Below are 24,980 nucleotides of genomic sequence, written 5' to 3' on the forward strand. Positions count from 1 at the left end.
TCCGGGGCACGCGCGCCAAGTGGTATGGAACAAGTGGTATGGAACTCGACGCCATTGATCTGAAGATTCTGCGGGAACTGCAAGCCGACGCCCGCCTGACCAACGTTGAACTCGCCTCGCGGGTCAGCCTCTCGCCCTCGCCCTGTCTTGCGCGCGTGAAAGCCCTGGAGGCGGCAGGCTACATCCGGCAGCGCGTCACGCTGCTCGATCCGTCCAAACTCGGGCTGCATATCAACGTGTTCATTCACGTCACCCTCGAGAATCAGAATCGCGATGGACTCGACGCCTTCGAGGCCGCCGTCACCGCCCTGCCGAACGTCATGGAGTGTTACCTGATGTCCGGCGACGCCGACTACCTCCTGCGGGTCATGGTCAGCGACATGAGTGCCTACGAAACCCTCATCACCGATCGCCTCTCGCGCATCCCCGGCATTCGCAACATTCGGTCCAGCTTCGCGCTCAAGCAGGTCATGTACACCACGGCCATCCCGGTGCCCGACGCCGCCGACGCTTCCCCCAAGTCCGAAAAGTCGGGCGATGCCTGAGGCCGGCCGCGCCGCCGCCCCCCTCGATGCGACGCAAACCCCGCCACACCCACGTGGCGGGGCCGGTCCGCAAATCGCGCTGCACGTCGCCGCCATGCTGTTCGGCGCGTCCGCACTGTTCGGCGAGCACATCGCCGCCAGCAGCACGCTGATCGTCTTCGGCCGCGGACTCTTTTCCTGGCTCGCGTTGAGCGCCATCGCGCTCGTGGGGCTAGTCGGCATGCGCGGCGCCTCGCGATTGTCGGGCGGCGCCCCCTGGCAAGGTGTCTCGCCAGGGGCGGCCGCACGGCTCATCGTGGCCGGCGTGCTGCTCGCGGCGCACTGGCTCGCCTTCTTTCTGGCCATCAAGGCGGCAGGCGTGGCCGTCGGCACGCTCGGCTTCGCCTGTTTTCCGGCATTCGTGATCCTGCTGGAGTGGCCATTGCGCCGGGAGCGCCCCGCGTTGGGCGACGTAGGCGTGATCGCACTGGTCTGCATCGGACTCGCGCTCGTCACGCCGGCCTTCGACTGGCGGGCCGGGGCGACCGTGGGACTCGCGTGGGGTGTGCTGTCCGGGGCGATCTATGCCGTCATCGCGCTGTCGAATCGCGTGCTCGGCGCGCAGGCGTCGCCGTTACAGGCGAGCTGGTGGCAATGCCTGGGCATCGTGCTGGTACTCGGACCTTTTACGTGGCGCGAAGCACTTGTCCTGCCGGCCGTGCAATGGGGATGGCTCGCCTGCCTGGGCGTGGCCTGCACCGCCCTCGCCTACACGCTTTTCATTCACGCGCTGCGCACGGTCAAGGCCAGTCAGGCGGCGGTGGTCATCGCGCTCGAACCCGTCTACGCGATCGCTTTCGCGTGGGTGCTGTTCGGCACGTCGCCAACGCTCAAGATGGCCGTGGGCGGCGCGTGCATCGTCGGCGCGGTGGCCTGGTCCGGATCGATGCGCTCACGCCGCACCGCGCGCTGACCCCAGGACCCCGTGACCCGGTGCTGGCGGCAACGCCCGCACGGGCTGCATGACACGAACGTGCCACCCGACACCCCGTCGAACCTTGACGAGGCTTGTCATCGAAGGCCACGCACGTCCGGCGTTTCGTCTCTGCGAGCCGTCGTTGAGGCACAACGGATCGCTACAAGCCCTTCTCGACCATGGCCACGAGTCGCTGGCCCAGGTCGTCGACCCGATCGTCGGGAAGATCGCGCAGCGGGCCGTCGATGACGAGCACCGCCAGTCCGTGCACGGCCGCCCAGGCCAGGTACTCCGCACCGGGGCGCTGCCTGGCATCGATGATTCCGGCGGCCACCATGCCGTCGAGCGCCGCTCCGAGCAACTCGAACGGATTCAGACCGCTCGCCCCCGCCTTCTCCGGCCCGCCCGCGGAGCGCACATTCTCCGATGGCGCGAACGCGGTGCGAAACAGACCCGGTTGCGCCCTCGCGAAATGCAAATAGCCGATGCCGACCGCACGCAGCACCGCCCGCGCATGCGCCGCGGCGTCTTGCGGCGACGCGTCGAGCGCCGCGATTTCCCGCTCGATGCCCACGGCCAGCGCCGCGAGGGACGCCGCGCGCACGGCATCGAGCAACGCCTGACGATTCGCGAAATGCCGGTACGCCGCATTGGGAACGACCCCGGCACGACGCGTTGCCTCGCGTAGGATCACAGCGTCCGGTCCGCCGTCGCGTGCCAGCGCGATACCGGCATCCAGCAACGCCCTGCGCAAGTCGCCGTGGCGGTAAGTCGTGCGTGCTGGCCCCGTGACCGTCTCTCGTTCTGTCATTACTACCCCTTGTGGACAGTGTCCATTATGTCTGTTATTGTTTGTGGACGCTGTCCACAAAGGCAAGTTGCATTGCGTCGGCATCCACGCTTTTCAAGCGGAGGCACTATGGTTGAAACGTATCCCCCACACGGCGACGACGTTGCCATTCGTGCATTCCACTCGACATGGCTGGATGCACTGCGCATGCGAAAAGCCGGCGCGCGGCCCGAACACGGCGCTCCGGCGCTCGTGGCGTTCGACGCGGTGCCGCCCCGGGAGCATCACGGCGCAAAGTCGTCGAAGTCGTCGAAGTCGTCGAACTCATATTTCCGCCTGTAGTCCGCACCGCTGTATTTCCCGGCGCGGGTGGCCGCCGGCCACTGGCTGGTCCGCCCCCGCCTTTCCCGACATCACGAGGAGCTTTCCATGCAAGTCCATTCCTATCTGTTTTTCGAAGGTCGTTGCGAAGAGGCGATTACGTTCTACGAGAAGTCACTGGGCGCGAAGCGCGGCATGATGATGCGCTACGGCGAGAGTCCCGAGCGCTGCCCCGAGGGCATGCTGCCGCCGGGCAGCGACGAGAAGATCATGCATGGCGAGTTCCACATCGGCGACACGATGGTGATGGCCTCGGACGGCATGGTGAGCGGCAAGCCCAAGTTCGACGGCTTCTCGCTGTCGGTCGACTTCACCGAGGCGAGCGCCGCCGAGAAGGCGTTCAACGCCCTGGCCGAGGGTGGCGAGGTGAACATGCCGCTCGGCGAGACGTTCTTTGCCACGTCATTCGGCATGGTCAAGGACAAGTTCGGGATGAACTGGATGGTGATCGTGCCGAAGGAAATGCCGAAGGGCTGAAGGCATGAACGTTTGAAGCCATGAGCCGAGGCGCGCGGCGACCACGGGATCCCCGATTCACGCGCGCTTCGCCTCCGAGGGCGCGCTCCGGCGGCGCGCGCGTGCGCCGCCGCGCGGCTCGCCCTCGCCGCCCCCGGCGTCCCGGACGCGGCAGATCGCCGCCCCCGCGCGTGCATGACGCCCGCCCCACGCCTGCCCCTCGTGCCTGCCCCACGCATTTCTCACGCCTGTGCTATCGTCGCCGCCATGCCATCCGTGATCTCAATCCAGAATCTGTCGAAGACGTACGCGAGCGGATTCCAGGCGCTGAAGAACATCAACCTGGAAATCGAACGCGGCGAGATCTTCGCCCTGCTCGGCCCGAACGGCGCCGGCAAGACGACCCTCATCAGTACCATCTGCGGCATCGTGCGCCCGAGCTCGGGCACCGTGACCGTCGACGGCCACGACATCGTCACGGATTACCGTGCCGCGCGTGAAGCCATCGGCCTGGTGCCGCAGGAACTGACGACCGACTCGTTCGAGTCGGTGTGGGCGACCGTCTCCTTTTCGCGCGGCCTGTTCGGCAAGCCCGCGAACCCTGCATACATCGAGAAGGTGCTGCGCGCGCTCTCGCTCTGGGAAAAGAAGGACAGCCGCATCATGCAGCTCTCGGGCGGGATGAAGCGGCGCGTGCTGATCGCCAAGGCGCTCTCGCACGAGCCACGCGTGCTGTTCCTCGACGAACCCACCGCCGGCGTGGACGTCGAGCTGCGTCGCGACATGTGGCGTCTCGTGCAATCGCTGCGCGAGACCGGCGTGACCGTGATCCTGACCACGCATTACATCGAAGAGGCCGAGGAAATGGCCGACCGGGTCGGCATCATCACCGGCGGGCAGATCACGCTCGTCCAGGAGAAGACGGAACTCATGCGCCACATGGGCAGCAAGCAGCTCGCGCTGCAGCTGACCGAGCCGCTGTCCGCCGTGCCCGACGCCCTCTCGGCCTACGGGCTCGTGCTCAACGACAACGGCACGGAACTGGTCTTCTCTTACGACGCGAACATCGAAAAGACGTCCATCGCCGCCCTGTTGCGGGACATGGAACGCGCCGGGATTTCGGTCAAGGATCTGCACACGACGCAAAGCTCGCTCGAAGACATCTTCGTCTCGCTCGTGCACAAGAAAGAAGGATGAGCCGCGCCATGAATCTCTACGCCGTCAGGGCGATCTACAATTTCGAGATGGCGCGTACGCGTCGCACGCTGATGCAGAGCATCATCTCGCCGGTCATCTCGACCTCGCTGTACTTCGTGGTGTTCGGCGCGGCCATCGGTTCGCGCATTCCCGAGATCGAGGGCGTGCCGTACGGTGCGTTCATCGTGCCGGGGCTGATCATGCTCTCGCTGCTCACGCAGAGCGTGACCAACGCTTCTTTCGGCATCTACTTTCCCCGCTTCACCGGGACCATCTACGAGGTGCTCTCCGCGCCGGTGTCGTACATGGAAATCGTGTGTGCCTATGTCGGCGCGGCGGCCACGAAGTCGATCATTCTTGGCGTCATCATGCTGGGCACCGCGGCGCTCTTCGTGCCGCTGCGCATCGAGCATCCGCTGTGGATGATTCTGTTCCTGGTACTCACGGCGGTGACGTTCAGTCTGCTGGGCTTCATCATCGGCATCTGGGCCGACGGCTTCGAGAAGCTGCAACTCGTGCCGTTGCTCATCATCACGCCGCTCACGTTCCTCGGTGGCAGCTTCTACTCGACGAGCATCCTCCCGCCGTTCTGGCGTACCGTCACGCTGTTCAACCCCGTGGTGTATCTCATCAGCGGATTCCGCTGGAGCTTCTACGGGCTCGCCGACGTGAGCGTCGGCGTGAGTCTCGGCATGACGCTCGTCTTCCTCGCCGTTTTCCTGGCCATCGTTGCCTGGATGTTCAAGACGGGTTACCGGCTCAAGAGCTGATGCGTCGCGACGCAGCGCGCCAATGCGACGCGCAGCGCAAAAAGCCGGACGGCGAACCGTCCGGCTTTTTTTGTCGGTCGTGGCGCACGCCTTGCGTGCGGCGCGCGTTACAGCGGCGGCGTCTCCCGGAAGGCCGGCAGCGCTTCGGCCTGCGCCGAGAAGTTGGCGACCTCCGGAAACCGGGTGCCGAAATCGATCTCCGGCAACATCAGTTGATGGAAGCGCCACGCAACCGCGACCGTCACACCGTGCTCGCCGATCCGATCCGGCGTGGCCACGAGCGGCACCTGCGCCAACTCCAGCTCCAGGGCCTCAAACGCGGCATGCAACTGGATACGCACGCGATCGGTCCATGGCGAGTGACGCTTCTCGCTCGGGCGCAATTCACGCTCATAGACGAGCTGCACCGATTTCTCGCATGCGGCGAGCGCAAGGCCTGTGATGCGCAGCGCGCGCAACCTGGCCTCGGGTGCCATGGGCACCAGGCGCCGCTCAGCGTCGACCAGCGATTCCAGGTGCTGGAGGATGAGCGTCGAATCCATGAGGACCGTGCCGTCATCCGCCACGAGCGTGGGCGCCTTGACGACCGGGTTGATCGCGGAGAATTCGTCGAACGTGCGAAACACGGACAACGAGCGATGTTCGTAGGGAAGGCCCAGCAGCTTCAGACAGATCGCCACACGACGCACGTATGGGGAATCCAGCATTCCAATCAATTGCATGTCTTGCTCCAGGGAGTCGGCAGTCACTGCCGGGTCGGAAAAGGGGTGTGCCGGGCGGCGCCCGCATCCGCACCAGCATAGCCGAGCCGCACGGCGCCGCAAATCGAATTCGATTGCGATTTTGCGTGAATTCCGCTCACAAGACGACCGCCCGCACCTCCTCGCCGAAGCCCCTCGCCGGCCGGAAAGGGAACCCAGGCGGCGACACACTGTCGCCTGCGACACCCGCGCATGACAGGTAAAATGAGCCGCATGGCCGACTCTACAGGGAGACGTTTCATGAACATCCTGATGGTTCTGACCTCGCACGACCGCCTCGGGGACACAGGCAAGAAGACCGGCTTCTGGCTCGAGGAATTCGCCGCGCCCTACTACGTCTTCATCGACGAAGGGCTCAACGTCACGCTGGCCTCGCCGGCAGGCGGTCAGCCGCCGCTCGACCCGAAGAGCGATGCGCCCGACGCCCAGACCGACGCCACGCGCCGCTTCCGCGAGGACCCTGACGCGCAAAAGGCACTGGCCAACACGCTCCGGCTGGCCGACGTCAAAGCCGACGACTACGACGCCGTGTTCTACCCGGGCGGACACGGTCCGCTCTGGGATCTGGCGCAGGACCCCAACTCCATTCACCTGATCGAAGCCTTCGAGCGCGCAGGCAAACCCATCGGGTTCGTCTGCCACGCACCCGGTGTGCTGCGCCAGGTGCGCAGCGAAAATGGCGAACCGCTCGTGCGCGGGCGCCGCGTGACCGGCTTCACGAACGAAGAGGAGGACGCCGTCGGTCTGACCGAAGTGGTGCCGTTTCTCGTCGAAGACGAACTCACGCGCCTGGGCGGACTGTACGAGAGGGGCGAGAACTGGCAATCGCACGTGGTCGGCGACGGCAGGCTGGTGACCGGCCAGAATCCGGCCTCGTCGGAGGAGGCGGCACGCACGGTGCTGGCCATGATGGAGCCGCGCCTGCCATGACGGCACCGCCGCCGGGCGTCGACGTGAGACGGCTCGTGCCGAGCGATGCCCCCGCCTTTCAGGCACTGCGACTCGCCGGGTTGCAGGCGCACCCCGAGGCGTTCGGTTCGAGTTTCGAGGAAGAGAAGGACTGGCCGCTGGCGCGCGTGCGCGAATGGCTCACCGTGCGGCCCGAGAGCGGTGTCTTCGGTGCGTTCGAGCACGACCGCCTGGTGGGCGTGCTTGGGCTCGGGCGGCCACCGCGTCCGAAGTTCGCGCACGTCGGCTTTCTATGGGGCATGTACGTGCGCACCGAAGCAACGGGGCGCGGGATTGGCCGTGCGCTGGTCGATGCCGCCCTCGCCCTCGCACGCTCGCAGCCAGGCTTGCGTCACGTCACGCTGCAGGTGAGCGCCGACAACCGCGCGGCCATCGCCCTGTACCAGTCCTTCGGTTTCGTCGAGATTGGCCGGGAGCCCGACGCCATGCGCGTGGGCGACGGCTTTCAGGACGAGCTGCGCATGTACCTGCCGATCGCCACGCGCTGAGATACGGTGGCCGCGGCCCCCGGCCGACACGCCTCTCCACCCGGCCTCCTCCGCTCGCGTGAGCGGGGGAGGCCTGCGTTCGATCCCCTGACTTATGCCGGGACCTTCTCCATCTCGAACGGCCCGAGATAATCGGTCTTGCCGACTTCCACACCCTGTGCCCGCAGAATGTCGTGCGTGGTCGTCACATGGAAATAGAAGTTCGGCAAGGCGAACTTCAGGAGGTAATCGACCGCGTCCATCGTGGTCTGGTATTCCTTGAACTTCAACGTGATCTGTCGCGAATCTGCGCCGTCGAAGCGGTCTTCGAGCACCCCGGCAATGAACGCCTCGGTGTTGGCGATGCGATCGCGCAACTGGTCGAACGTCGTCTCGTTGTCGTCGAACTTCGGCGATTCCAGACCGGTCAGGCGCGCCACCGCGAACTTTGCCGTATCGCTCACTCGCTGGACCTGCGCGACGAAGTCGAGCATGTCGGGCGCGAGTCTTGCCTGAAGGATCGTCGCCGGATCGATCCCCCGGGTCTCGCAATGCGTGCGCGCTTTCCTGATGTAGTCGGCCATGACGGTCAGGCCGCGCAGGTAGACGGGGATGGTGGCTCGGTAAAGGGAAATCGACATCGCGGAACTCCTCGGTGAATGGCACCGACGCAACGCGGGAGACAAGTGCGTCGAGCAAAGCCACATGCTATCAGCGCCCCGGAATTCTCGCCGTGCACCGGTCGATTTCTGAAATCCATGGGCGCCCCGGTCTCGCGACAATCCACGGGGCGGACACACGCGTTTGCCGCCGCCCCGAGGACGACCTTTTCCCAAGTGCCCGCCGGTACTGCGACCCAGGATACCCAACCTCACATGACTACCTCCGTGACCCCAAGCCACATTGCGCTCGCCGGACATTTCGAGAGGACGATCGACAGCGACAAGATCGGCCGATACGCAAGCGCGCCGAGCGAGAAGGAACTCACCAGCCTGTGGGGAAGGATCAAGGACTTCTTCATGGGTACGCACAAGGAAGACGCCAAGCGGGCCATCTTCAGATTGGCCAATGCGCAAGACACCGAGACACAGTTCAGGGCGTTCGCCGACCTTACGCGCTACGTGTCCCCCGAGCACGCCTCGATTCTGAAGTGGAACGTCGCGAGCGCCCACGGACTCGATTTCCAGATCGGCGACGACCGCATCATGATGCAGGCCGACGCCGACGCATTCCTGCAGCAAAGCCCGGCGTTGAGCATCGAGGACAGCTGCCGCGTGCTCATGACGCTCACGCACGACGATCATCGCGTGATCGAGGGCATGAGCCATGCAGGCCTGCATCTCGATCTGCTGGGACCGGATGCGACACCCGCTCAGATCCACAAGGCGGCACGCGAGCACATGTTCGGCATGCCGGCACTGCTCGATGCAATGCACGTGTTGGGCATGCATCGGGACAGCGAGCACATGAGGATCAACCCCTTTGTCTCCAATTTTGTCCACGAAACCCTCACGGCGGGCGGGGCGTCGCACAGCGACGCCCGTCGATTCTCGGAATACGCTTCGACGCTCGTGCTGCTGACTTCCGCGGTAAGGCAGCGCGATTGACCGCGAGATTGACCGCGAGATTGACCGCGAGATTGACACCGAGATCGACGCCGAGCGTCGATTCCGCCCGACAACACACATCGCGGGGCCGCGCCCGCCGCGATGCGAGAGCTTCACGGATATGGCCGCACCCATCACCCTGGCAGGCAACACGCCGCGCACCCTCAGCGCACAGACCATCGACACGTGCACCAGCGCGCATAGCGAAGCGGAAGTCCGCAGCCTGTGGGGGCGAATCAAGGACTGGTTCCTCGGCACCCACAAGGAAGACGCCAAGCTGGCCATCTTCCGTCTGGCCAACGCCCCGAGCGCGCAAGCGCAGTTCGATGCGTTTCGCGAGCTCATCGGGTACGTTGCGCCAGCGCATCGCGACCAGCTTCACTACTGTGTCGGGGAAAACGAGACGCCCGCGTTTCGCCTCGCCGATCACCGGATCGACGTGAAAGACGATTGGTGCAGTCTTGCGGCATCCGAGAGGCTGACGCCCGCCGATACCGCCCGCCTGCTGCTTTCGCTGCGATATCAGGATCTGCCGGTCGCCGCCGAGTTTCACGATTTCGGCGTCGGTCTTCTGCTCGACAGAACGGCCGACTCGGTCCTCAACTCGCAATGGCTTTATCTGGTCCGGTCCCCGGAACTGGTTCGCGCCCTGGAGTTGTTCGGACTGCAGCGCAACGACGCCGACGGGGACTTTGCGTATCAGCTCAACGCCCAGGTGGAGAAGATGTACTTCGAGATGTGCGCAAACGACGAAGCTGCCGCGCGCGCGGGACGCAACGCGATGAACCTCGCGATCATCGTCACCGAAATGGTCCGCACGCGGGAAACGTTCGACGCGATGCGTGCCGTCGAACTACGCGCCGACATCCCCCGCGCGCGACGCATGGCGGTCGCGGCGCAGCCGGAACCCTGCGACGCATCGCCCGCGCGTCCGCGCTCGTCCGCCCTCGTCCCCGGCGAAAGCGGGAAACACCCCGGCGTGCAATAAGACCTTTTGACGGTGGAGCGCCACTTCGGTACGTTGCACCATGGCAGGCGCGCGCGGCGCCCCACGCCGTGACGCGATGCTATGCTTGATCCGCACCCGCGCGCGTCGCGACGCGTGCGAGATGCCTGCATCCGCAACGGAAGTCGTCACAGGAGCCGCCATGGGTACCCCCCGCCACATCCCCACGCCGACCGAGGCCGCCACGCTTGCGCGCACCTGGGTCGGCCATTTCTCCAAACCCGCCGCCATCGGCATGTCGCTTGCGTTCGTGGCGGGCTACATCGACGTCGTGGGCTTCATCGCGCTGTTCGGCCTTTTTACCGCACACGTGACGGGCAACTTCGTGATGATCGGCGTGCAGCTCGTCGCCGCCACCCACGTCGGCGTGTTTGCCAAACTGATGGCGCTGCCCGTGTTCGTGATCTTCGTCGCCCTCGTGAAACTGATCGTGCAGGCGTTTTCGCGTACCGACCGTCGGCCGCTGCGCCTGCTGCTCTGCATGCAGACGGCGCTGCTGCTCGGCTTCATGTTCGTCGGCATGGCGGCACAGCCCATCGTCTCGGCCGATGCACCGCTCGCGATCCTGTCGGGCATGTTCGGCGTGGCCGCGCTCGCCATCCAGAACGCCCTCGGGCGACTCGTACTCTCCGACCTCGCGCCGACCACGATCATGACCGGCAACACCACGCAGATCGTGATCGACATGGTGGAACTCGCGAGTGGCAATTGCGGCGACGACAAGGCCGCGCGCGCCCGCCTGCGCAAGATGCTGCCGGCCCTGGCCGCGTTCGCCGTGGGCGCCGTGTTCGGCGGCTTCGCCTATCACGGCGCAGGCTTCTGGTGCGTGCTTCTGCCCGTGGTGCTGCTCGTCGCGCTGGCGTGCGCCAATGAGTAGCGGTGCGGCGTCCGCGCCTCGGCCGGACGCGGTAAAATCGGGCCCTTGACCGCCTGCCCCCCTTCGTCCGCCTCGCGCGGACTTCACCGCGGCGCATCCCTTCTCATCCCCCAGCCACGATTTCGCCGACAGTGACCGCCAACGCACACGACCGCTCCTCCTTCTCCGACGGCACCACCGACAACCAGGACCCGCTCCACGAAGACCGTCTTTGGCGGGACGACGGCTGGACGGCAAGGGTCGTGAAGAACGAGGACGACGATGGCTGGGCCGTCGCCATGTACCGTGACGGGCAGTCGGAGCCCGCGCTCGTCGGCCCCTGGACGATGGGGCGAGACAAGAAGAACCCGAAGCCGCTCGACGTCGGCGCGTTCCACACGCTGGTCAAAACGGCGGCGGAAGTCCTGCGTCGTCACGAGCAGCAACTGCACGCGCAGTTGCACAAGCGCGTGAGCGTTGACGGCCCCGACGGCGATATCGACGTCACACTCGACATCGTGCCCGACGAGTACGATCCGTATGCCATGCTCAGCGCCGTCGACCGGTTCGGCGAAACCATCGCCTCGGTCAAGGTGCCGCCGACGTTCAAGCTTTCGCGCAACAGCGCACGGGCGTGGGTCGACAACGAATTTCGGCGCCCCCAGTAAGGGCACGCTCACGGCGCACGCCAATCCTCCGGCACCCGGGCCGGCTCCCAAAGACGCGGTTCGGATGGCGTCTGCGTCGCGAAATACACCGCCACGGGCAATGACGGCCCGCCCGCGCGAGATCCTGCTATCCCATCACTTGGGATACCGGGATAAGCCAACGTCTGGCTGGGTTTCTCAACCATTCCTATGATGGGTCATATCGATGCACGGCACGACCGCTAGCGGGCGCTCACACCGCGCCGCGCCGATGCTTCGCCCCCCATCGTCAGAGTACACCCATGAAACGCTTTCACATCGCCCTCGCAGTGCGCGATCTCGACGAGTCCATCAAGGACTACTCGATACGTCTCGGCATGTCTCCCGCCGCCGTGGTGCCGGGCGCCTATGCCATGTGGCGCACCGATCTGCTGAACTTCTCGATCAATCAATCGCCCGCCCGCGCCGGAGAATTGCGGCACTTGGGCTTCGAGGACGACGACGCGCCGGAGTATTCGAGCAGCACCGACTGCAATGGCCTGCTCTGGGAGGCCTTCTCGGCTGCGGAACAGGACCGTCGCATAGTGAGCACTTACGGGGTCGCGGTCCGAAACCCGTAAGTCCGGTCGGCGCCCTGTCCGGTCCTGACTTGCCATGCCCTGCCCGGGGCTGCGCCACGCCGCGCGAAACACTACATGATGCAAGGGCGCGGCGTGCGGACTCAGGCAGGGACTTCGTCCGAATCATCAGCCACCTCGTCAGCCACCGTGCGGATGCCTGGCAAGGGGCGCTGCCAGCGCTGCGCGATGAAGACGCCGATCAGTGCGACGCCACCGCCGATCACGTGAAACGTGTGCAAGTGCTCACCCAACAGCACGACCGCGATACCCGCTGTCATGACAGGCAACACGTTGATGAACATGCTGCATCGGTTCGGTCCAAGATGGCGGATGCCCCGAATCCACAGAATCGGCAGCACGATCGACGCGCCCAGACCCGCATACAGGATCAGCGGTACCGTTGCGGCGTTAAGCTGCGCCTGTCCGGCGGGCACGAGCGCGAGCATAGGGATCATCGTCACGAGCGCGGACCAGGCCTGCACGTACGTCGACTGTGCGGGCGGCACATCGACTTGCCAGCGTCGCAGCAGCACACTGTAGAGTCCGTACGAGGCCGACGCGATCAACATCAGCATGTCGCCGGGATGCACACCGCCGTCGAACAGATGCGACGGCTGTCCCTGCCCGATGAGGTAGATCAGCCCCGCCAGCGAGAGCAGGCCGCCGACGAGCATGCCGAGGGTGGGCGGTTCGCGCAGCAAGACGACACTCCAGAGCAGCGTGAGCAACGGTGCGAGCGCCGTCACGATGGCCATGTTGGTCGCCGTGGTGCTGTGCGCCGCGAGATACGACAGGCTCTGGTAGAACGACATGCTCAGGAACCCGAGAAACGCAAGCCTGCCCAGATGCGGGCGCAGGTTCGTCCAGTTGCGTAACAGCGGCCGGATGACGAATGGCGTCATGACCGCCAGCGCGAGCACCAGTCGATAGAAGGTGATGGCCGACGGCGCAATGCTCGTGGCCGAGAGTTTGGAGACGATGACATTGCCGGCCCACAACAGCATGGCGCCGAGCGGATACAGGAAGTACCCCATGACGATTTTCCGCGAACGTGAAGGTGAGAAGGAAACCTCATCGTCAACCATGTTGCACTGGGCGTCTCACGCTAAAATCTCCAGACCTGTCTGAAAAAGGACACTCCGGTGAGCGCTCATCCGTTGTCGCGGGACACGCGGCGTACTGATCATCTGCGTTTCGAAAACACCCCCATGCCCATGGCGGCCATGGCGGTCGATTACGCGCACAATGCATTCATCGCGTCGCATTCGCACCGTCGTGCGCAGTTGCTGTACGCCATCGAAGGCGTGATGATCATTGCGTCGGCGTCGGGACGCTGGGTCGTGCCGCCCACCCGCGGGGTGTGGCTGGCGGCGGGGCTCGAACATTCGGTGCGCATGAGCGGCAATGTGAAGATGCGCACCGTGTTTGTCGAACCGGACACGCAGCCGTTGCCACAGGCCAGTTGCGTAGTGGAAATCACGCCCCTCATGCGCGAGCTGATTCTCTCGGCTATCGACATTCCGCCCGACTATGCGCCGGACTCGCGCGATGCAAGGCTCATGCGACTGTTGCTCGACGAGTTGATCGCGCTGCCGGTGCTGCCACTTTACTTGCCGTGGCCGCGCGACGCCCGTCTCGTGCGGGTGTGCGAGCAACTGATGCAAACGCCCGGCGACGACACGATCATCGACGCGTGGGCGGGGCACGCGGGGCTCTCGGGCAAGACCTTTCAACGGCGCTTCGCCGCGCAGACGGGGATGACGTTCGGTCGCTGGCGGCAACAGGCGCGGCTGCTTCAGGCACTGGAAGCGCTTGCGCGCGGCGAGAAGATCGTGAATGTGGCGCTCGATCACGGCTATGCGAGCCAGAGCGCGTTCGCCGCGATGTTCAAGCGGCATTTCGGCGTACCACCGTCGGCGTTTTACCGTTAATGACGACTTACGGCACCGATTCCCAAGGAGACATCAACATGCATTACCTGCTGATATACGAGCTGGTCGACGACTATCTCGAACGCCGCGGGCAATTCCGCGAGGCGCATCTGTCGCTTGCCTGGCAAACGGCGGACCGGGGCGAACTGCTGCTCGCGGGTGCACTGGAAGACCCTGTCGACACGGCGGCCCTGTTGTTCAAGGGGGAGTCGCCGGCCGTCGCGGAAGCCTTCGCGAAGGCGGATCCGTATGTAGTGAATGGTCTGGTGAAATCGTGGCGCGTGCGGCCATGGAAGACGGTCGTTGGCGCGACGGCCAGCACACCCGTGCGCTGAAAAAACAAAACGCGCCTGGTCGTGAAACCAGGCGCGTTTGTCGACATCCGATCTTGCGTCGTGTTCCGGAGCTTTCCGAGACACACGCCGCTAAATCTGGCGTCCCCTAGGGGATTCGAACCCCTGTACTCACCGTGAAAGGGTGATGTCCTAGGCCTCTAGACGAAGGGGACCTAAAGTCTTCCGTTTTGGTGGAGGTAAGCGGGATCGAACCGCTGACCTCTTGCATGCCATGCAAGCGCTCTCCCAGCTGAGCTATACCCCCGTACGGCGAAGAAGTGAGACTATAGCTGGCTTTTTCGATCTTGGGAAGCCCCCTGCCCCAAATATTTTGCAGCGACCTGACGACAAGCCCGCGCGAGTCTCTGACATCCCGGCGCCGCATTGCCATGGGACGGTACATCTTGCGCAACGCCTCAGGCCACGCGGCAACGTGGCGCCTCGACGTATCGGCAGCTTACTGACTCAGGCCGCGCGCCTCGATCGGCCAAACGCCTTCGACCCGTCCATGCCGTACAGCGACGTACCGGTCATAGAGGTTGACCGTCGGGTCGCAATGTCCCGGCACCAACAGAATCGGCTCGCCGAGCCAGTCCGCCCCGTCCTCGTCAGGCGACGCCAGGGCCAGCACGCCATGCTCGTCCGAGGCCGTTCGGTACTGCGGCTGCCCCGCCTGCTGCGACGACCAGAACCGCGGCAGACCGGAATCCGTCGCCACACTCTTGAGCCCCGCATCGCACACGATGATGCCCGCGCGCGCCGTGCTCATGACCGTGGATGCGAGAAACAGCGCGTGGCGGAAACGCCAGTCGTCGCGCCACTCCAGCGAACCGTAATGACCGTCGAGGAACACGTAGGACCCTGGTTGGATCTCGGTGTAGACACCGCTCTCGATATCGAACTCCGCCGTGCCCGTCCCCCCGCCCGTGACCACCGGGCACGCAATCCCGCGCGCGGCCAGAAACCGCACGTACGCGCTTGCCTGATCGGCGGCACGCCGTGCCGTATCGCGGCGCTCGTCCCAGTTGGCAATATGCTGTGCGCTGCCGTGATACGCCTGCAGACCGCCGAAGCGCAGGCCCTCGTAATGGTCGATCGCGTCGACCAGCCGCCCGAGCGCATCGGTCGAATCGACGCCGCACCGCCCCTGTCCCACGTCCACCTCGGGCAACACGGCGATGCGCACCCCCGCGCGCTGCGCCGCCTTGCCGAGCGGCGCCACCTGGCGTACGTCGTCGACGCAGACCGAAAGCGAGACGCGCGCGGCCATCGCCACGGCCAGCGCCACACGCGTGTGCCCCACGAACTCATTGCTGATGTGAACGCTGCCGATCCCGGCGTTGACGAACGGTATCGCCTCGGTGAGTTTCTGGCAGCAAACGCCGACGGCGCCCGCAGCAATCTGGGCGCGCGCAATCGTCACGGACTTGTGCGCCTTGGCGTGCGGGCGAACCGCGACCCCGCGCGCCGACGCTGCGCCGGCCATGTGCGCCACGTTCGCGTCGAAGGCGTCGAGATCGAGGAGCAACGACGGCGTGGCGACCTCGGCGAGCGAGTCCCCCGCCTGAGCGACCGGTGGCACCGCCAAGGGGCCGGCGACACTCGCCGGCGACGACACCGAATTGACTGAATCGGACATCACAATCCTTTCAAGGGGTTCGCGGAAAACGGGGACAGCACATGGCCATCACGCGGGCAGCGCCCGGGCCAGCACACACGCCACATGCATCGCCTGCGCGTTTGCCCCGTCCTGGATCTGATGCCGGCAACTCGTGCCGTCGGCCACGACGATGGTGTTCGCGCCCCGCTGCCGGATGGCCGGCAGCAGCGTCAGCTCGGACATCGCGCGCGACGTGTCGTAGTGCTCCGCCTCGTAGCCGAAGCTGCCCGCCATGCCGCAGCATGACGACTCGATCGATGATACCTTCAGCCCCGGCACCCAACCAAGCACCGCCATCACGGGCGAATACGCGTCGAACGCCTTCTGATGGCAGTGACCATGCACCAACGCCTCGCCGACGCCGTCGGGCAGCGCCTGCCACGCCACGTCGAAACGCCCCGCCGCCTTCTCGCGAACCAGAAATTCCTCAAAAAGAAACGCGTTGTCGGCGACCTTGCGCGCCGCCTCGCCGAAGCCGTAGCCGAGGACTTCGTCACGCAGGGACAACAGGCAGGACGGTTCGAGCCCCACGATCGGCACACCGCGTTCGACAAACGGCATCACCGCGTCGAGCAAACGCCGCGCCTCGGTCTTCGCCTCGTCGACCAGACCGGCCGCCAGGAACGTGCGGCCGCAACACAGCGGACGCTCGCCCGCGCGCCGGTTGACATGCACGATGTAGCCCGCCGCTTCGAGTACGCGCTTTGCGTCGCGAGCGTTCTCCGGCTCCATGTAGTTGTTGAACGTGTCGACGAAGAGCAGCACCTCGCGCCCACCGGCGAGCGAGGCGGTGGTTGCGGAGGTTGCGGTGGTTGCGCTGAACGCGGATGCCGGAGCCTTCAGCGGCGCCTGTGTCGACAGGAACGAGGTCTTCAGCGCGGGCACCGAACGCTCGAGCGCAAGGCCCAGCCAGCGCCGGAGCATGGTACTGCCCGGCAGTCGCTGCGCGGCGTCGAGCACGCCGCCCACGCGGCTGGCCCACGGGGCATAACGCGGCAGATAGGCGATGAGCCTGTCGCGCAGCGACACACCATGACGTTTCGCGCGCGCGTGACGCGCCTCGATCTTGAAGCGCGCCATGTCGATGCCGGTCGGGCAATCGCGCTTGCACCCCTTGCACGACACGCACAGATCGAGCGCCGCCTTGACATCGTCGCCGGCCAGTCCGTCTTCGCCCAACTGCCCCGAAATGGCCAGCCGCAGCGTATTTGCGCGCCCGCGCGTGACATGCTGTTCGTCGCGCGTGACACGATAGCTCGGACACATCGTGCCGGCGTCGAACTTGCGGCAATGCCCGTTGTTGTTGCACATCTCGACGGCCGACGCCAGGCCGTGCGTGGCGTCGGCGCCGGTATCGGGCGCGGACTGCTCGCCGCTCAGCGCGTCGCGCTTCACGTTCCAGGCGGTCCAGTCGAGGGCGGGCGTCACCGGCTTGGCCGCATAGCCGGGCGCGAAGCGGAAGAGCTCGCGCGTATCCATCTTCGGCGGACGCACCATCTTGTCCGGATTGAAGCGATTGTCGGGATCGAACAGTTGCTTGATCTCGCCGAATGCCGCGTTGATGCGCGGCCCGTACTGCCAGGCCACCCATTCGCCACGGCACAGGCCGTCGCCGTGCTCGCCCGAGTAGGCGCCCTTGTACTCACGCACGAGCGCCGCCGCTTCCTCGGCGATCGCGCGCATCTTCACCGCACCGTCGCGGCGCATATCGAGGATCGGTCGCACATGCAGCGTGCCCACGCTTGCGTGGGCGTACCAGGTGCCCTCGGTGCCGTTGCGATGGAACACTTCGGTCAGGCGACGCGTGTACTCCGCCAGATGTTCGAGCGGCACCGCGCAATCTTCGATGAAGGACACCGGCTTGCCGTCGCCCTTCATGCTCATCATGATGTTCAGCCCTGCCTTGCGCACTTCCCAGAGCGCCTTCTGCGCCCCTGCGTCGGGCATCTTCACCACGCTGTCGGGCAGGCCGAGGTCGGCCATGAGGGTGGCGAGATCGTCGAGCCGGGCGCGCAGCGCGGTGGCGTCGTCCCCGGCGAATTCCACCAGCAGAATCGCCTGCGGATCGCCCACGAGCGCCTTCTCGATCACCGGGCGAAACGCTGCGTTGTCGATCGCCAGATCGATCATCGTGCGATCGACCAGCTCCACCGCCACCGGTCCCAGCCGGACGATGTGCTGCGTGAGATCCATCGCCTGGTAGAACGTCGGGAAGTTCACCACCCCGAGCGTCTTGTGCGTCGGCAACGGAGCCAGCCTGAGCGTAATCTGGCGGCTGTACGCCAGCGTGCCTTCCGAGCCGACCAGCAGATGCGAGAGATTCGCCACCCCGTCGTCGGTGTAGGCGCGAGGGTTGAGGCAGTCGAACAGGTCGAGGTTGTAGCCCGCCACGCGGCGGAGCACGCGCGGCACGCGCTCACGCAGCTCGTCGCGCTCGCGCATCGCGATCTCGCGCACGGCGGCGAGCAGCGCCTTCGTGCGCGCGTCGGCCGGCGGCGTGTGCAGCGACCCGAAATGCAACTGCGCGCCGTCGGCGAGTACCGCGTCGATGGCTAGCACGTTGTGCACCATGTTGCCGTATTCGATGGAGCGCGAGCCACATGAGTTGTTGCCCGCCATGCCCCCGATGGTGCATTGCGCGGCCGTCGACACGTCCACCGGAAACCACAGCCCGTGAGGCCTGAGCCACGCGTTGAGGTGATCGAGCACGATGCCCGGCTCGACGGTCACGGTGCGCGCTTCGGCGTCGAACGCCACCACGCGGTTGAGCCACTTGCCGTTGTCGATGACGAGCGCCTCGCCGATGGTCTGGCCGCACTGGCTCGTGCCAGCGCCACGCGCGAGCACCGGCACCTTCTGGTCGCGTGCGATGTCCAGGGCACGAAGCAGATCGTCCTGATCGCGAGGCACCACCACGCCGATGGGAAAGATCTGGTATATCGACGCATCCGTGGCATAGCGGCCACGGCTCGCGCGATCGAAAAGTACGTCGCCGCGCAACTCGCGGCGCAGACGGTCCTGAAGCGGCGTGATGGCGACGCCGCCACGCTGCATCGGCATCAGATGCACGGGCTGGCCCCCGAGGCTGGCGTTGACGTTCGATTGGGAATTCATGAGATTGCGCAAAGTTGCAGGCATTGAACTGGCCGCCCCAGCGGCACGGTCATCGGGATGCGGCGGGCCTGCCGGGCGCTCACGAGGATCGCCGCCGGCAGGCGCTGCGCGGCAGGATGCGACCCGGTGCCGCGCTCGCCTGGCGACAAGGCGAATCGGAAGGTCGGCCGGTCATCCTGCGCTGCGACGCGCGTCTGACTCACGCCAGACGCACGTGAGACACACCTGAGCGACACGTCAGGCGGGCTGGCGCACGTTGCTCGCGGCGGCGTCGCCCGCCATCGAAAACTTGCTCTCCGGCTGCATGCGGAAGGCGAGGACCACGCCCACGGCCATCAGCACCATGCTGCCCACGAACGGCAGTTCCCAGTTCCCGGTGCGGTCGATGAGATAGCCCGAGAGCACTGGCGAGAGAATGGCGGCGAGGGCCGAGCCCGTATTCATCATGCCGCTTGCCGTGCCGGAGTATTCCGGCGCCACGTCCATCGGAATCGCCCACATCGGGCCGATCGTCATCTCGGCAAAGAAAAAGCCGAAGGCGAGGCAGGCCATCGACACGTACAGGTGGTGCGTGAACATCATCGGCACGAGCGAGATCAGCGTGAGCAGCATGCATACCGAGACCATCCAACTGCGCGCGCGCTTGAGGCTGCCGGTGCGCTCGTACAGCTTGTCGGTCACGATACCGCCAAGCGTGTCCCCCACCACACCGGCGAAGAACACGCTCGAGGCGAACAGCGCCGACTTCTTCAGATCGAGGTCATAGCTATGCAGGAAGTACTGCGGAATCCACGACAGAAACAGCCACAGTGTCCAGCCGTAGCAGAAGTAGACGATCGTCACGGGCATCATGCGCTTGAAGAGCGGGCCCCAGGGCACCGACTGGCTCTTGGCCTTGAGCGCCGGCAGCACGGCCAGTTCCTCGGGCGTGATGCGCGGATGATCTTGCGGACGCTCGGTAAAGGTGAAGCCCCACACCGCGACCCAGACCAGGCTCACGATCCCGCACAGGTAGAACGATTCGCGCCAGCCGTGCGTGGTCATGATGAATACCACCACGGCCGGCGCCACGGCATTGCCGATACGCGAGGCCGCGTGGGTGATGCCCTGTGCAAAGCCGCGCTTGTCCTTGGAGACCCAGCGCGACATGGCCGACGTGGCGGCCGGGAACGTGGCCCCCTCGCCCAGACCGAGCAGCAAGCGCGCGAGCAACAGCGTGACCAGACCGCCGGCCATGCCGGTGAGAATGGTCGCGACGGCCCACAGACCGCCGCATATGAGCAGCGTGCGCTTCGCGCCGAAGCGGTCGCTCACCCAGCCGCCGATGATCTGGAAGACGAGATAGGGGTAGGCGAATGCGGAGAAGACGAGACCGATTTCGGTCTTGTTGAGGTTGAATTCCTTGCCGAAGCCGGCTGCGGCCGTGCTGACGTTGACGCGATCGAGGTAGGTGATGAAATACATGACGCATAGCATCACCAGCACGACCCTTGTCGCTCTGAAAAGCTTCATTGCATTGTCTCCTGAAACATCCTGTGAAGCGCGCCCGCGGCATGCGGGCAACGCAAGAGGTGTTGCCGGGCACGGACCTTTCTGTCGTGAGGTCCTGTATCACCCGAATGACAGGTCAAGCATTCACTGCAAGGGGACCGCCTGGAACCGGCGGCCCTCGCTTCCTCTCGTGTCCCCTGATGCTTAGGACTACGGCACGTCAGGCGGCGGCCTTGAGCGACGGCGGGGCCTTCGCCTGCGCGAGATAGTCCATCGCGGCCACCACGCCGGAACCGGCGAGCTTCACGCCGGAAATCTGCAGGCCCATTTCGCAACCGGCCAGCGTGGCCATGAGCGTGAGATCGTTGCAGTCGCCCAGATGCCCGATGCGGAACATCGTGCCGCGAATCTTGCCGAGCGCCTGGCCGAGCGACATGTCGAAGCGTTCATAGATGCGCTTGCGCACCTCGTCTGCATCCACGCCCTGCGGCATGACCACGCCGGTGAGCACCGGACTGTAGACGGCCGGGTCCTGGCACTGGATCTCGAGCCCCCACGCACGCACCGCACGGCGCGTGGCTTCAGCCAGACGCTGGTGACGCGCGAACACGTTCTCCAGCCCTTCCTCCAGAATCATGTCGAGCGCCTCGGACAGGCCGTAAAGCAGGTTCGTGTTCGGCGTGTACGGCCAGTAGCCGTTCTTGTTGGCCTCGATGATTTCCTGCCAGCCCCAGAAGGCGCGCGGCAGCCTTGCATGCTTGCCGGCCTCCAGCGCCTTGGCCGAAACCGCGTTGAAGCTGATGCCCGGCGGCAGCATCAGCCCCTTTTGCGAACCCGAGACGGTCACATCCACGCCCCACTCGTCGTGACGATAGTCCGCCGAGCCGAGCCCCGAGATCGTGTCGACGAGCAGCAGCGCCGGGTGGCCGGCGGCGTCGATGGCGCGCCGTACCGCCGCGATGTCCGACGTCACCCCGGTCGAGGTCTCGTTATGCACCACGCACACGGCCTTGATGTCATGGGCCGTGTCGGCGCGCAGGCGCGCCTCGATCATGTCCGGCTGTACACCACGGCGCCATCCGTCGGTGCCCGGCAGCCCGATGAACTCGGGCTTCAGGCCGAGGTTCTCGGCCATCTTCTTCCAGAGCGTGGAAAAGTGTCCCGTCTCGAACATGAGCACGTGATCGCCCGGCGAGAGCGTGTTCGACAGCGCGGCCTCCCACGCCCCCGTGCCCGATGCCGGGTAGATCACCACCGGTTGCTCCGTCTTGAACAGCTTCTTGATGTCGGTGAGCACCTTGCGCCCCAGGGCACCGAATTCCGGACCGCGGTGATCGATGGTCGGATAGCTCATGGCGCGCAGAATGCGATCGGGCACCGGACTCGGCCCCGGAATCTGCAGGAAATGGCGACCCGAGGGATGGAAATCGAGCTTCAGCATGAACGTCTCTCTCCTCTTGAAAAATCTATTTTTGAATTTTGCATGCAAAATACTTTAGCAGAGACGATGACTTTCGCAAGGGCCGAGAAGCGCTTTCAATACAGTCGTTTACCCTAGCGATACGGCACCTGGACACCGTGCGTTACAATCGCGAACACGAAGGGTTGATGATTTTGAATGCAAAACATGGAAAACACGTCGACGATTGCCGCGCCCGAGATCCCGCGTGTGGAGCGTTTGCGCCTGCACGACACGGTCGTCGAGCATTTGCGCCGCCTCATCATCGAGGGGGTGCTCTCGCCGGGGGTGAAACTCAACGAGCGGGAGCTATGCGAGACGCTTGGCATTTCTCGCACGCCGCTGCGCGAAGCATTCAAGGTGCTGGCCGCCGAGGGGCTGATCGAGATCGCCCCGAATCGCGGCGCGAGCGTGGCGCGCATGACAGAGAAGGAGATTCGGGAGATGTTCGAGCTCATGAGCGCGCTCGAGGCGTTTTCCGGGGAGTTGGCGGCGGAGCGCATGACGCCCGTCGAGCTGGCCGAGATCAAGGCGCTGCACTACGCGATGCTCGCGTGCCGCGTCCAGCAGGATCTGCCGGGCTACTACGCGCGCAATCAGGCCATTCACGACCGCATCAACGAAGCGGCGCGCAACGGGGCGTTGCGCCAGACTTACGTGTCCATCAACCGTCGTCTCATGGCGTTGCGCTTTCGGTCGAACTTCCACGCCGACAAATGGGATCGCGCCATTGCCGAGCATGAGCAGATGATCGACGCCCTGGAAAAGCGCGACGGCAAACGACTGGGCGAAATTCTGCGCAAGCACTTGCTGGCCAAGCGAGATGCCGTGTTGCAGATCCACGCCGAGCCGTCGGGCGACGCGCCCGCCAACTGAATCCGCGCGCCCCAATGAAAATGGGCGTGAGAGCCGGCATGCCTGCCCACCCTCACGCCCTGTCGTGACGCGCTCTCTTGACGTTTTTTCGACGTTTCGGCGTTCAACGCCCGCACTTCCGTGCCGGCGCCGCGCCGCCCGCCCACGTCGCTCAAAGCCGCCGCTCGGCTTCCTTGAGCGCCCGACGCGCCAGCACAGCCGGCGATTCGAGGACCTCTCCCGCCAAACGCGCCACGAGCGCCGCCACATTGCGGCCATATTGCTTGCCCGCGATCACATCGGCCGGATCGAGCGCGTACGCCGCGTCGACGTCCACGCCCGGCATGGTCGCGACCGGAAAATCGCTCGGCTCGCGCGATTCGCCGGCGGTCGGCGCCGGCTCGTCCGACATCTGCGTATCGGCCCAGACCATGCCGTGCTGGCCGGCGAGCGCCGCAAAGTAGTCGAGCGTGTTGCGCTTGTCGTCGCCAGGTCGATAGCTGAACGAGAATCCGCCCGCGACCTTGTTGCGCCAGCTGCGCGCGAGCCACCGGGTAGTCGCATCGGCGAACGCCTTGAACGGCGCGGCGATACCGCCCTGAAACGCCGGTGCACCGAAGATGATGGCGTCGGCCTTGGCCAGGCGCGCGAGCGTGGCGTCGTCGTGCCACTGGCCGTCAATGAGTTGATGCGGCTCGATGCTGAGTAACTGCGCGTGCGCGCCGGCGTCGTTCACACCTTGAGCCACCGAATGGGCAATCATGGCGGTCGCGCCGCCCTGCGAGTAATAAACGATTGCGATATTGGACATGGCGTAGTGCTTCCCTAATGGATGTCCGCCCCATGGCACCGCCGGGATCGCGCTTCCCTACGCTTCCTCTGGCTTGTCTGGACATCGGTCAAGGCCAGATGATGCCAGTGATAACCCTTAGGGAATAGCCTGCATAACTGAACATGACTGTTCCGCCAAAGATAACAATCCGGTGGCGGCGCTGCGCTGTCGGGCAGCCAACGCCCGCCTGACGCGCGGCTGACGTCGCGCTGACGTGCCTTATCGGCGGGCCGGCGCCCCCAGCCGGACCGAAAGCTGATCGGCAAGCTCGCGCATCTGGCGCCCGATGCGGCGCCCGGTCTCGGCGTCGATCTCGTTGGTCAGGAAACTCACGGCGAGGCCAGCCACTGCGCGCTCGCCGCTGGCGTCGAACACCGGAGCGCCGAAGCAGATCATGCCTTCGCGCATCTGTCCGTTGTCGATCGAGTACCCGTCGCGGCGCACCTGTGCCATTTCCTCGGCCAACGCCGGATACGTCGCCACGCTCGCACGTGTGAGCGGCGCGGGCCAGGCGCCGGCGAGCAGATCGGCCGCCTCGCCGGGCGGCAATGTCGAGAGCATGGCCTTGCCGGTGGCCGTATATGGCGCCGGCAAGCGCATACCGATGCGAAACGTCACGCCCAGCGGGCGGTTGCCGTTATGACAGGCGAGATAGATCACCTCGGCGCCATCGAGCACGGACAGCGTCACGGTTTCCTGCGCGAACGCCCGCGACGCCTCCCAGACAGCGCGGAACTCCTCGGTGATATTGGTCTGCGAGAGAAAGGCATTGGCCCACCCCATCACATATGACCCCATCGTCATGCCCCCGTTGGCATGGCGCTTGACCAGCCGCAGTTTGACCAGCGTGTCGCACAGCCCATGAAGCGTGCTCTTTGGCACGCCCGTCTCGCGCGCCAGATCGGCCAGCGCCACCGGCTCGGACGACGCGGCAATCACATCGAGGATGTGTACGGCGCGCACCACGGCAGGCGCCGTGGTCTTGAGCGGTTCGGCGTCAGTGGCGGATGACGAGGCGTTGGCGGGGACGTCGAGTTTGCGCTTGGGCATGAATCGGGAATCGGCTTCGGAAAATTCGGGAGTGGGTTCGGCGCTCCCGACGACGGGCCACGCCGCCAGCATGGTACGGGCAAGTGATTCTCATCCCGCCCTAGGAAAACCCCTTAGTTGCACCTAAAACGTTCAATACGTAGAATCACATTCAATACATAGAATACCGTTCAATAGATAGAACGGCAAGCAACAACCCGAGACACTGCTGCGCGCCGTTCCGCCA

General features: G+C 65.3%; 26 protein-coding genes and 2 tRNA genes. 16 read left to right on the plus strand and 12 right to left on the minus strand.

Annotation, left to right across the window (positions count from 1 at the left end):
• The first annotated feature begins 38 nt into the window (after window positions 1-38).
• Together PMO31116_RS10585 and PMO31116_RS10590 are read left to right on the plus strand one after the other, a co-directional pair.
• The gene (locus PMO31116_RS10585) at window positions 39-545 is read left to right on the plus strand and encodes an Lrp/AsnC family transcriptional regulator (RefSeq protein WP_150566684.1); all 507 of its coding nucleotides are present in this window, start codon (window positions 39-41) and stop codon (window positions 543-545) included.
• A complete protein-coding gene (locus PMO31116_RS10590) occupies window positions 538-1,497 on the plus strand; it encodes a DMT family transporter (protein ID WP_150566685.1) in 960 nt (319 codons plus the stop codon). Before PMO31116_RS10585 ends, PMO31116_RS10590 begins: the two co-directional genes overlap by 8 nt.
• Window positions 1,498-1,660: 163 nt before the next feature.
• Here the strand turns inward: PMO31116_RS10590 and PMO31116_RS10595 are convergent, their stop codons facing one another.
• A complete protein-coding gene (locus PMO31116_RS10595; RefSeq protein WP_150566686.1) occupies window positions 1,661-2,311 on the minus strand; it encodes a TetR/AcrR family transcriptional regulator in 651 nt (216 codons plus the stop codon).
• A 108-nt stretch (window positions 2,312-2,419) separates the two neighbouring features.
• Between PMO31116_RS10595 and PMO31116_RS10600 the strand changes: the two genes are divergently transcribed.
• The 4 genes from PMO31116_RS10600 (at window position 2,420) to PMO31116_RS10615 (ending at window position 5,094) form a co-directional block, all read left to right on the plus strand.
• Window positions 2,420-2,632, plus strand: a complete 213-nt coding sequence (locus tag PMO31116_RS10600; protein ID WP_150566687.1) for a hypothetical protein — start codon at window positions 2,420-2,422, stop codon at window positions 2,630-2,632.
• 87 nt (window positions 2,633-2,719) lie between these two features.
• Window positions 2,720-3,148: a VOC family protein gene (locus tag PMO31116_RS10605; RefSeq protein ID WP_150566688.1), complete on the plus strand. Its 429-nt coding sequence runs from the start codon at window positions 2,720-2,722 to the stop codon at window positions 3,146-3,148.
• Window positions 3,149-3,394: 246 nt separating this feature from the next.
• Window positions 3,395-4,324 (plus strand): ABC transporter ATP-binding protein, encoded by a 930-nt coding sequence (locus tag PMO31116_RS10610; protein ID WP_150566689.1) that lies wholly within the window; start codon window positions 3,395-3,397, stop codon window positions 4,322-4,324.
• 8 nt (window positions 4,325-4,332) lie between these two features.
• The gene (locus tag PMO31116_RS10615) at window positions 4,333-5,094 is read left to right on the plus strand and encodes an ABC transporter permease (protein ID WP_150566690.1); all 762 of its coding nucleotides are present in this window, start codon (window positions 4,333-4,335) and stop codon (window positions 5,092-5,094) included.
• Between the two features lie 107 nt (window positions 5,095-5,201).
• On the opposite strand, the gene PMO31116_RS10620 is transcribed toward PMO31116_RS10615, so the two are convergent.
• Window positions 5,202-5,816 carry a glutathione S-transferase gene (locus PMO31116_RS10620; protein ID WP_150566691.1) on the minus strand — a complete coding sequence of 205 codons (615 nt, stop codon included), beginning with the start codon at window positions 5,814-5,816 and terminating at the stop codon, window positions 5,202-5,204.
• Window positions 5,817-6,095: 279 nt separating this feature from the next.
• Here PMO31116_RS10620 and PMO31116_RS10625 point away from each other — a divergent pair, with 279 nt between their 5' ends.
• Together PMO31116_RS10625 and PMO31116_RS10630 are read left to right on the plus strand one after the other, a co-directional pair.
• Window positions 6,096-6,785, plus strand: a complete 690-nt coding sequence (locus PMO31116_RS10625; RefSeq protein ID WP_150566692.1) for a type 1 glutamine amidotransferase domain-containing protein — start codon at window positions 6,096-6,098, stop codon at window positions 6,783-6,785.
• Window positions 6,782-7,312, plus strand: a complete 531-nt coding sequence (locus tag PMO31116_RS10630) for a GNAT family N-acetyltransferase (RefSeq protein ID WP_150566693.1) — start codon at window positions 6,782-6,784, stop codon at window positions 7,310-7,312. The genes PMO31116_RS10625 and PMO31116_RS10630 overlap by 4 nt, the downstream gene beginning before the upstream one ends.
• Before the next feature lie 92 nt (window positions 7,313-7,404).
• On the opposite strand, the gene PMO31116_RS10635 is transcribed toward PMO31116_RS10630, so the two are convergent.
• A complete protein-coding gene (locus PMO31116_RS10635; protein WP_150566694.1) occupies window positions 7,405-7,932 on the minus strand; it encodes a DUF1993 domain-containing protein in 528 nt (175 codons plus the stop codon).
• Between the two features lie 234 nt (window positions 7,933-8,166).
• Between PMO31116_RS10635 and PMO31116_RS10640 the strand changes: the two genes are divergently transcribed.
• The 5 genes from PMO31116_RS10640 to PMO31116_RS10660 all read left to right on the plus strand — a co-directional run bounded on the left by PMO31116_RS10640 (window position 8,167) and on the right by PMO31116_RS10660 (window position 12,027).
• Window positions 8,167-8,898: a hypothetical protein gene (locus tag PMO31116_RS10640; protein ID WP_150566695.1), complete on the plus strand. Its 732-nt coding sequence runs from the start codon at window positions 8,167-8,169 to the stop codon at window positions 8,896-8,898.
• 121 nt (window positions 8,899-9,019) lie between these two features.
• The gene (locus PMO31116_RS10645; RefSeq protein WP_150566696.1) at window positions 9,020-9,886 is read left to right on the plus strand and encodes a hypothetical protein; all 867 of its coding nucleotides are present in this window, start codon (window positions 9,020-9,022) and stop codon (window positions 9,884-9,886) included.
• 160 nt (window positions 9,887-10,046) lie between these two features.
• Window positions 10,047-10,781, plus strand: a complete 735-nt coding sequence (locus PMO31116_RS10650; protein WP_150566697.1) for a YoaK family protein — start codon at window positions 10,047-10,049, stop codon at window positions 10,779-10,781.
• Between the two features lie 131 nt (window positions 10,782-10,912).
• Entirely contained in the window at window positions 10,913-11,428 is a 516-nt protein-coding gene (locus tag PMO31116_RS10655) for a hypothetical protein (protein WP_150566698.1), read from the plus strand.
• A gap of 281 nt (window positions 11,429-11,709) precedes the next feature.
• Window positions 11,710-12,027, plus strand: a complete 318-nt coding sequence (locus PMO31116_RS10660) for a VOC family protein (RefSeq protein WP_150566699.1) — start codon at window positions 11,710-11,712, stop codon at window positions 12,025-12,027.
• 101 nt (window positions 12,028-12,128) lie between these two features.
• On the opposite strand, the gene PMO31116_RS10665 is transcribed toward PMO31116_RS10660, so the two are convergent.
• Complete coding sequence (locus PMO31116_RS10665) at window positions 12,129-13,061, minus strand: DMT family transporter (RefSeq protein WP_150566700.1); 933 nt, start codon at window positions 13,059-13,061, stop codon at window positions 12,129-12,131.
• 174 nt (window positions 13,062-13,235) lie between these two features.
• Between PMO31116_RS10665 and PMO31116_RS10670 the strand changes: the two genes are divergently transcribed.
• Both PMO31116_RS10670 and PMO31116_RS10675 read left to right on the plus strand, forming a co-directional pair.
• A complete protein-coding gene (locus PMO31116_RS10670; protein WP_150566701.1) occupies window positions 13,236-13,958 on the plus strand; it encodes an AraC family transcriptional regulator in 723 nt (240 codons plus the stop codon).
• A 38-nt stretch (window positions 13,959-13,996) separates the two neighbouring features.
• On the plus strand, window positions 13,997-14,293 hold the full coding sequence (locus PMO31116_RS10675) for a YciI-like protein (protein ID WP_150566702.1): 297 nt from the start codon (window positions 13,997-13,999) through the stop codon (window positions 14,291-14,293).
• 97 nt (window positions 14,294-14,390) lie between these two features.
• On the opposite strand, the gene PMO31116_RS10680 is transcribed toward PMO31116_RS10675, so the two are convergent.
• The 6 genes from PMO31116_RS10680 to PMO31116_RS10705 all read right to left on the minus strand — a co-directional run bounded on the left by PMO31116_RS10680 (window position 14,391) and on the right by PMO31116_RS10705 (window position 21,999).
• A tRNA-Glu gene (locus PMO31116_RS10680) sits at window positions 14,391-14,466 on the minus strand.
• Between the two features lie 16 nt (window positions 14,467-14,482).
• Window positions 14,483-14,558: transfer RNA gene (locus PMO31116_RS10685), tRNA-Ala, on the minus strand.
• Between the two features lie 192 nt (window positions 14,559-14,750).
• A complete protein-coding gene (locus PMO31116_RS10690; RefSeq protein WP_150566703.1) occupies window positions 14,751-15,932 on the minus strand; it encodes a DSD1 family PLP-dependent enzyme in 1,182 nt (393 codons plus the stop codon).
• A gap of 48 nt (window positions 15,933-15,980) precedes the next feature.
• Window positions 15,981-19,067, minus strand: coding sequence for an FAD-binding and (Fe-S)-binding domain-containing protein (locus tag PMO31116_RS10695; RefSeq protein WP_150566704.1), 3,087 nt, complete (start codon window positions 19,065-19,067; stop codon window positions 15,981-15,983).
• Between the two features lie 237 nt (window positions 19,068-19,304).
• Window positions 19,305-20,579, minus strand: coding sequence for an MFS transporter (locus tag PMO31116_RS10700; RefSeq protein WP_150566705.1), 1,275 nt, complete (start codon window positions 20,577-20,579; stop codon window positions 19,305-19,307).
• Between the two features lie 199 nt (window positions 20,580-20,778).
• Entirely contained in the window at window positions 20,779-21,999 is a 1,221-nt protein-coding gene (locus PMO31116_RS10705; RefSeq protein ID WP_150566706.1) for a pyridoxal-phosphate-dependent aminotransferase family protein, read from the minus strand.
• 177 nt (window positions 22,000-22,176) lie between these two features.
• Between PMO31116_RS10705 and PMO31116_RS10710 the strand changes: the two genes are divergently transcribed.
• Window positions 22,177-22,893 carry a GntR family transcriptional regulator gene (locus tag PMO31116_RS10710; protein ID WP_150566707.1) on the plus strand — a complete coding sequence of 239 codons (717 nt, stop codon included), beginning with the start codon at window positions 22,177-22,179 and terminating at the stop codon, window positions 22,891-22,893.
• Window positions 22,894-23,044: 151 nt separating this feature from the next.
• Here the strand turns inward: PMO31116_RS10710 and PMO31116_RS10715 are convergent, their stop codons facing one another.
• Together PMO31116_RS10715 and PMO31116_RS10720 are read right to left on the minus strand one after the other, a co-directional pair.
• A complete protein-coding gene (locus tag PMO31116_RS10715) occupies window positions 23,045-23,683 on the minus strand; it encodes a flavodoxin family protein (protein ID WP_150566708.1) in 639 nt (212 codons plus the stop codon).
• A gap of 240 nt (window positions 23,684-23,923) precedes the next feature.
• A complete protein-coding gene (locus PMO31116_RS10720; protein ID WP_150566709.1) occupies window positions 23,924-24,754 on the minus strand; it encodes an IclR family transcriptional regulator in 831 nt (276 codons plus the stop codon).
• Window positions 24,755-24,980: the final 226 nt, after the last annotated feature.

It is taken from the genome of Pandoraea morbifera (genome assembly GCF_902459575.1).
Classification (GTDB): Bacteria; Pseudomonadota; Gammaproteobacteria; order Burkholderiales; family Burkholderiaceae; genus Pandoraea; species Pandoraea morbifera.

Excerpts from the sequence above, each read along its gene's own strand:
- PMO31116_RS10585 (WP_150566684.1), top strand. The coding sequence starts at position 39 with ATGGAACTCGACGCCATTGATCTGAAGATTCTGCGGGAACTGCAAGCC.
- PMO31116_RS10590 (WP_150566685.1), top strand. The coding sequence starts at position 538 with ATGCCTGAGGCCGGCCGCGCCGCCGCCCCCCTCGATGCGACGCAAACC.
- PMO31116_RS10595 (WP_150566686.1), bottom strand. The coding sequence starts at position 2,311 with ATGACAGAACGAGAGACGGTCACGGGGCCAGCACGCACGACTTACCGC.
- PMO31116_RS10600 (WP_150566687.1), top strand. The coding sequence starts at position 2,420 with ATGGTTGAAACGTATCCCCCACACGGCGACGACGTTGCCATTCGTGCA.
- PMO31116_RS10605 (WP_150566688.1), top strand. The coding sequence starts at position 2,720 with ATGCAAGTCCATTCCTATCTGTTTTTCGAAGGTCGTTGCGAAGAGGCG.
- PMO31116_RS10610 (WP_150566689.1), top strand. The coding sequence starts at position 3,395 with ATGCCATCCGTGATCTCAATCCAGAATCTGTCGAAGACGTACGCGAGC.
- PMO31116_RS10615 (WP_150566690.1), top strand. The coding sequence starts at position 4,333 with ATGAATCTCTACGCCGTCAGGGCGATCTACAATTTCGAGATGGCGCGT.
- PMO31116_RS10620 (WP_150566691.1), bottom strand. The coding sequence starts at position 5,816 with ATGCAATTGATTGGAATGCTGGATTCCCCATACGTGCGTCGTGTGGCG.
- PMO31116_RS10625 (WP_150566692.1), top strand. The coding sequence starts at position 6,096 with ATGAACATCCTGATGGTTCTGACCTCGCACGACCGCCTCGGGGACACA.
- PMO31116_RS10630 (WP_150566693.1), top strand. The coding sequence starts at position 6,782 with ATGACGGCACCGCCGCCGGGCGTCGACGTGAGACGGCTCGTGCCGAGC.
- PMO31116_RS10635 (WP_150566694.1), bottom strand. The coding sequence starts at position 7,932 with ATGTCGATTTCCCTTTACCGAGCCACCATCCCCGTCTACCTGCGCGGC.
- PMO31116_RS10640 (WP_150566695.1), top strand. The coding sequence starts at position 8,167 with ATGACTACCTCCGTGACCCCAAGCCACATTGCGCTCGCCGGACATTTC.
- PMO31116_RS10645 (WP_150566696.1), top strand. The coding sequence starts at position 9,020 with ATGGCCGCACCCATCACCCTGGCAGGCAACACGCCGCGCACCCTCAGC.
- PMO31116_RS10650 (WP_150566697.1), top strand. The coding sequence starts at position 10,047 with ATGGGTACCCCCCGCCACATCCCCACGCCGACCGAGGCCGCCACGCTT.
- PMO31116_RS10660 (WP_150566699.1), top strand. The coding sequence starts at position 11,710 with ATGAAACGCTTTCACATCGCCCTCGCAGTGCGCGATCTCGACGAGTCC.
- PMO31116_RS10665 (WP_150566700.1), bottom strand. The coding sequence starts at position 13,061 with ATGGGGTACTTCCTGTATCCGCTCGGCGCCATGCTGTTGTGGGCCGGC.
- PMO31116_RS10670 (WP_150566701.1), top strand. The coding sequence starts at position 13,236 with ATGCCCATGGCGGCCATGGCGGTCGATTACGCGCACAATGCATTCATC.
- PMO31116_RS10675 (WP_150566702.1), top strand. The coding sequence starts at position 13,997 with ATGCATTACCTGCTGATATACGAGCTGGTCGACGACTATCTCGAACGC.
- PMO31116_RS10690 (WP_150566703.1), bottom strand. The coding sequence starts at position 15,932 with ATGTCCGATTCAGTCAATTCGGTGTCGTCGCCGGCGAGTGTCGCCGGC.
- PMO31116_RS10695 (WP_150566704.1), bottom strand. The coding sequence starts at position 19,067 with ATGAATTCCCAATCGAACGTCAACGCCAGCCTCGGGGGCCAGCCCGTG.
- PMO31116_RS10700 (WP_150566705.1), bottom strand. The coding sequence starts at position 20,579 with ATGAAGCTTTTCAGAGCGACAAGGGTCGTGCTGGTGATGCTATGCGTC.
- PMO31116_RS10705 (WP_150566706.1), bottom strand. The coding sequence starts at position 21,999 with ATGCTGAAGCTCGATTTCCATCCCTCGGGTCGCCATTTCCTGCAGATT.
- PMO31116_RS10710 (WP_150566707.1), top strand. The coding sequence starts at position 22,177 with ATGCAAAACATGGAAAACACGTCGACGATTGCCGCGCCCGAGATCCCG.
- PMO31116_RS10715 (WP_150566708.1), bottom strand. The coding sequence starts at position 23,683 with ATGTCCAATATCGCAATCGTTTATTACTCGCAGGGCGGCGCGACCGCC.
- PMO31116_RS10720 (WP_150566709.1), bottom strand. The coding sequence starts at position 24,754 with ATGCCCAAGCGCAAACTCGACGTCCCCGCCAACGCCTCGTCATCCGCC.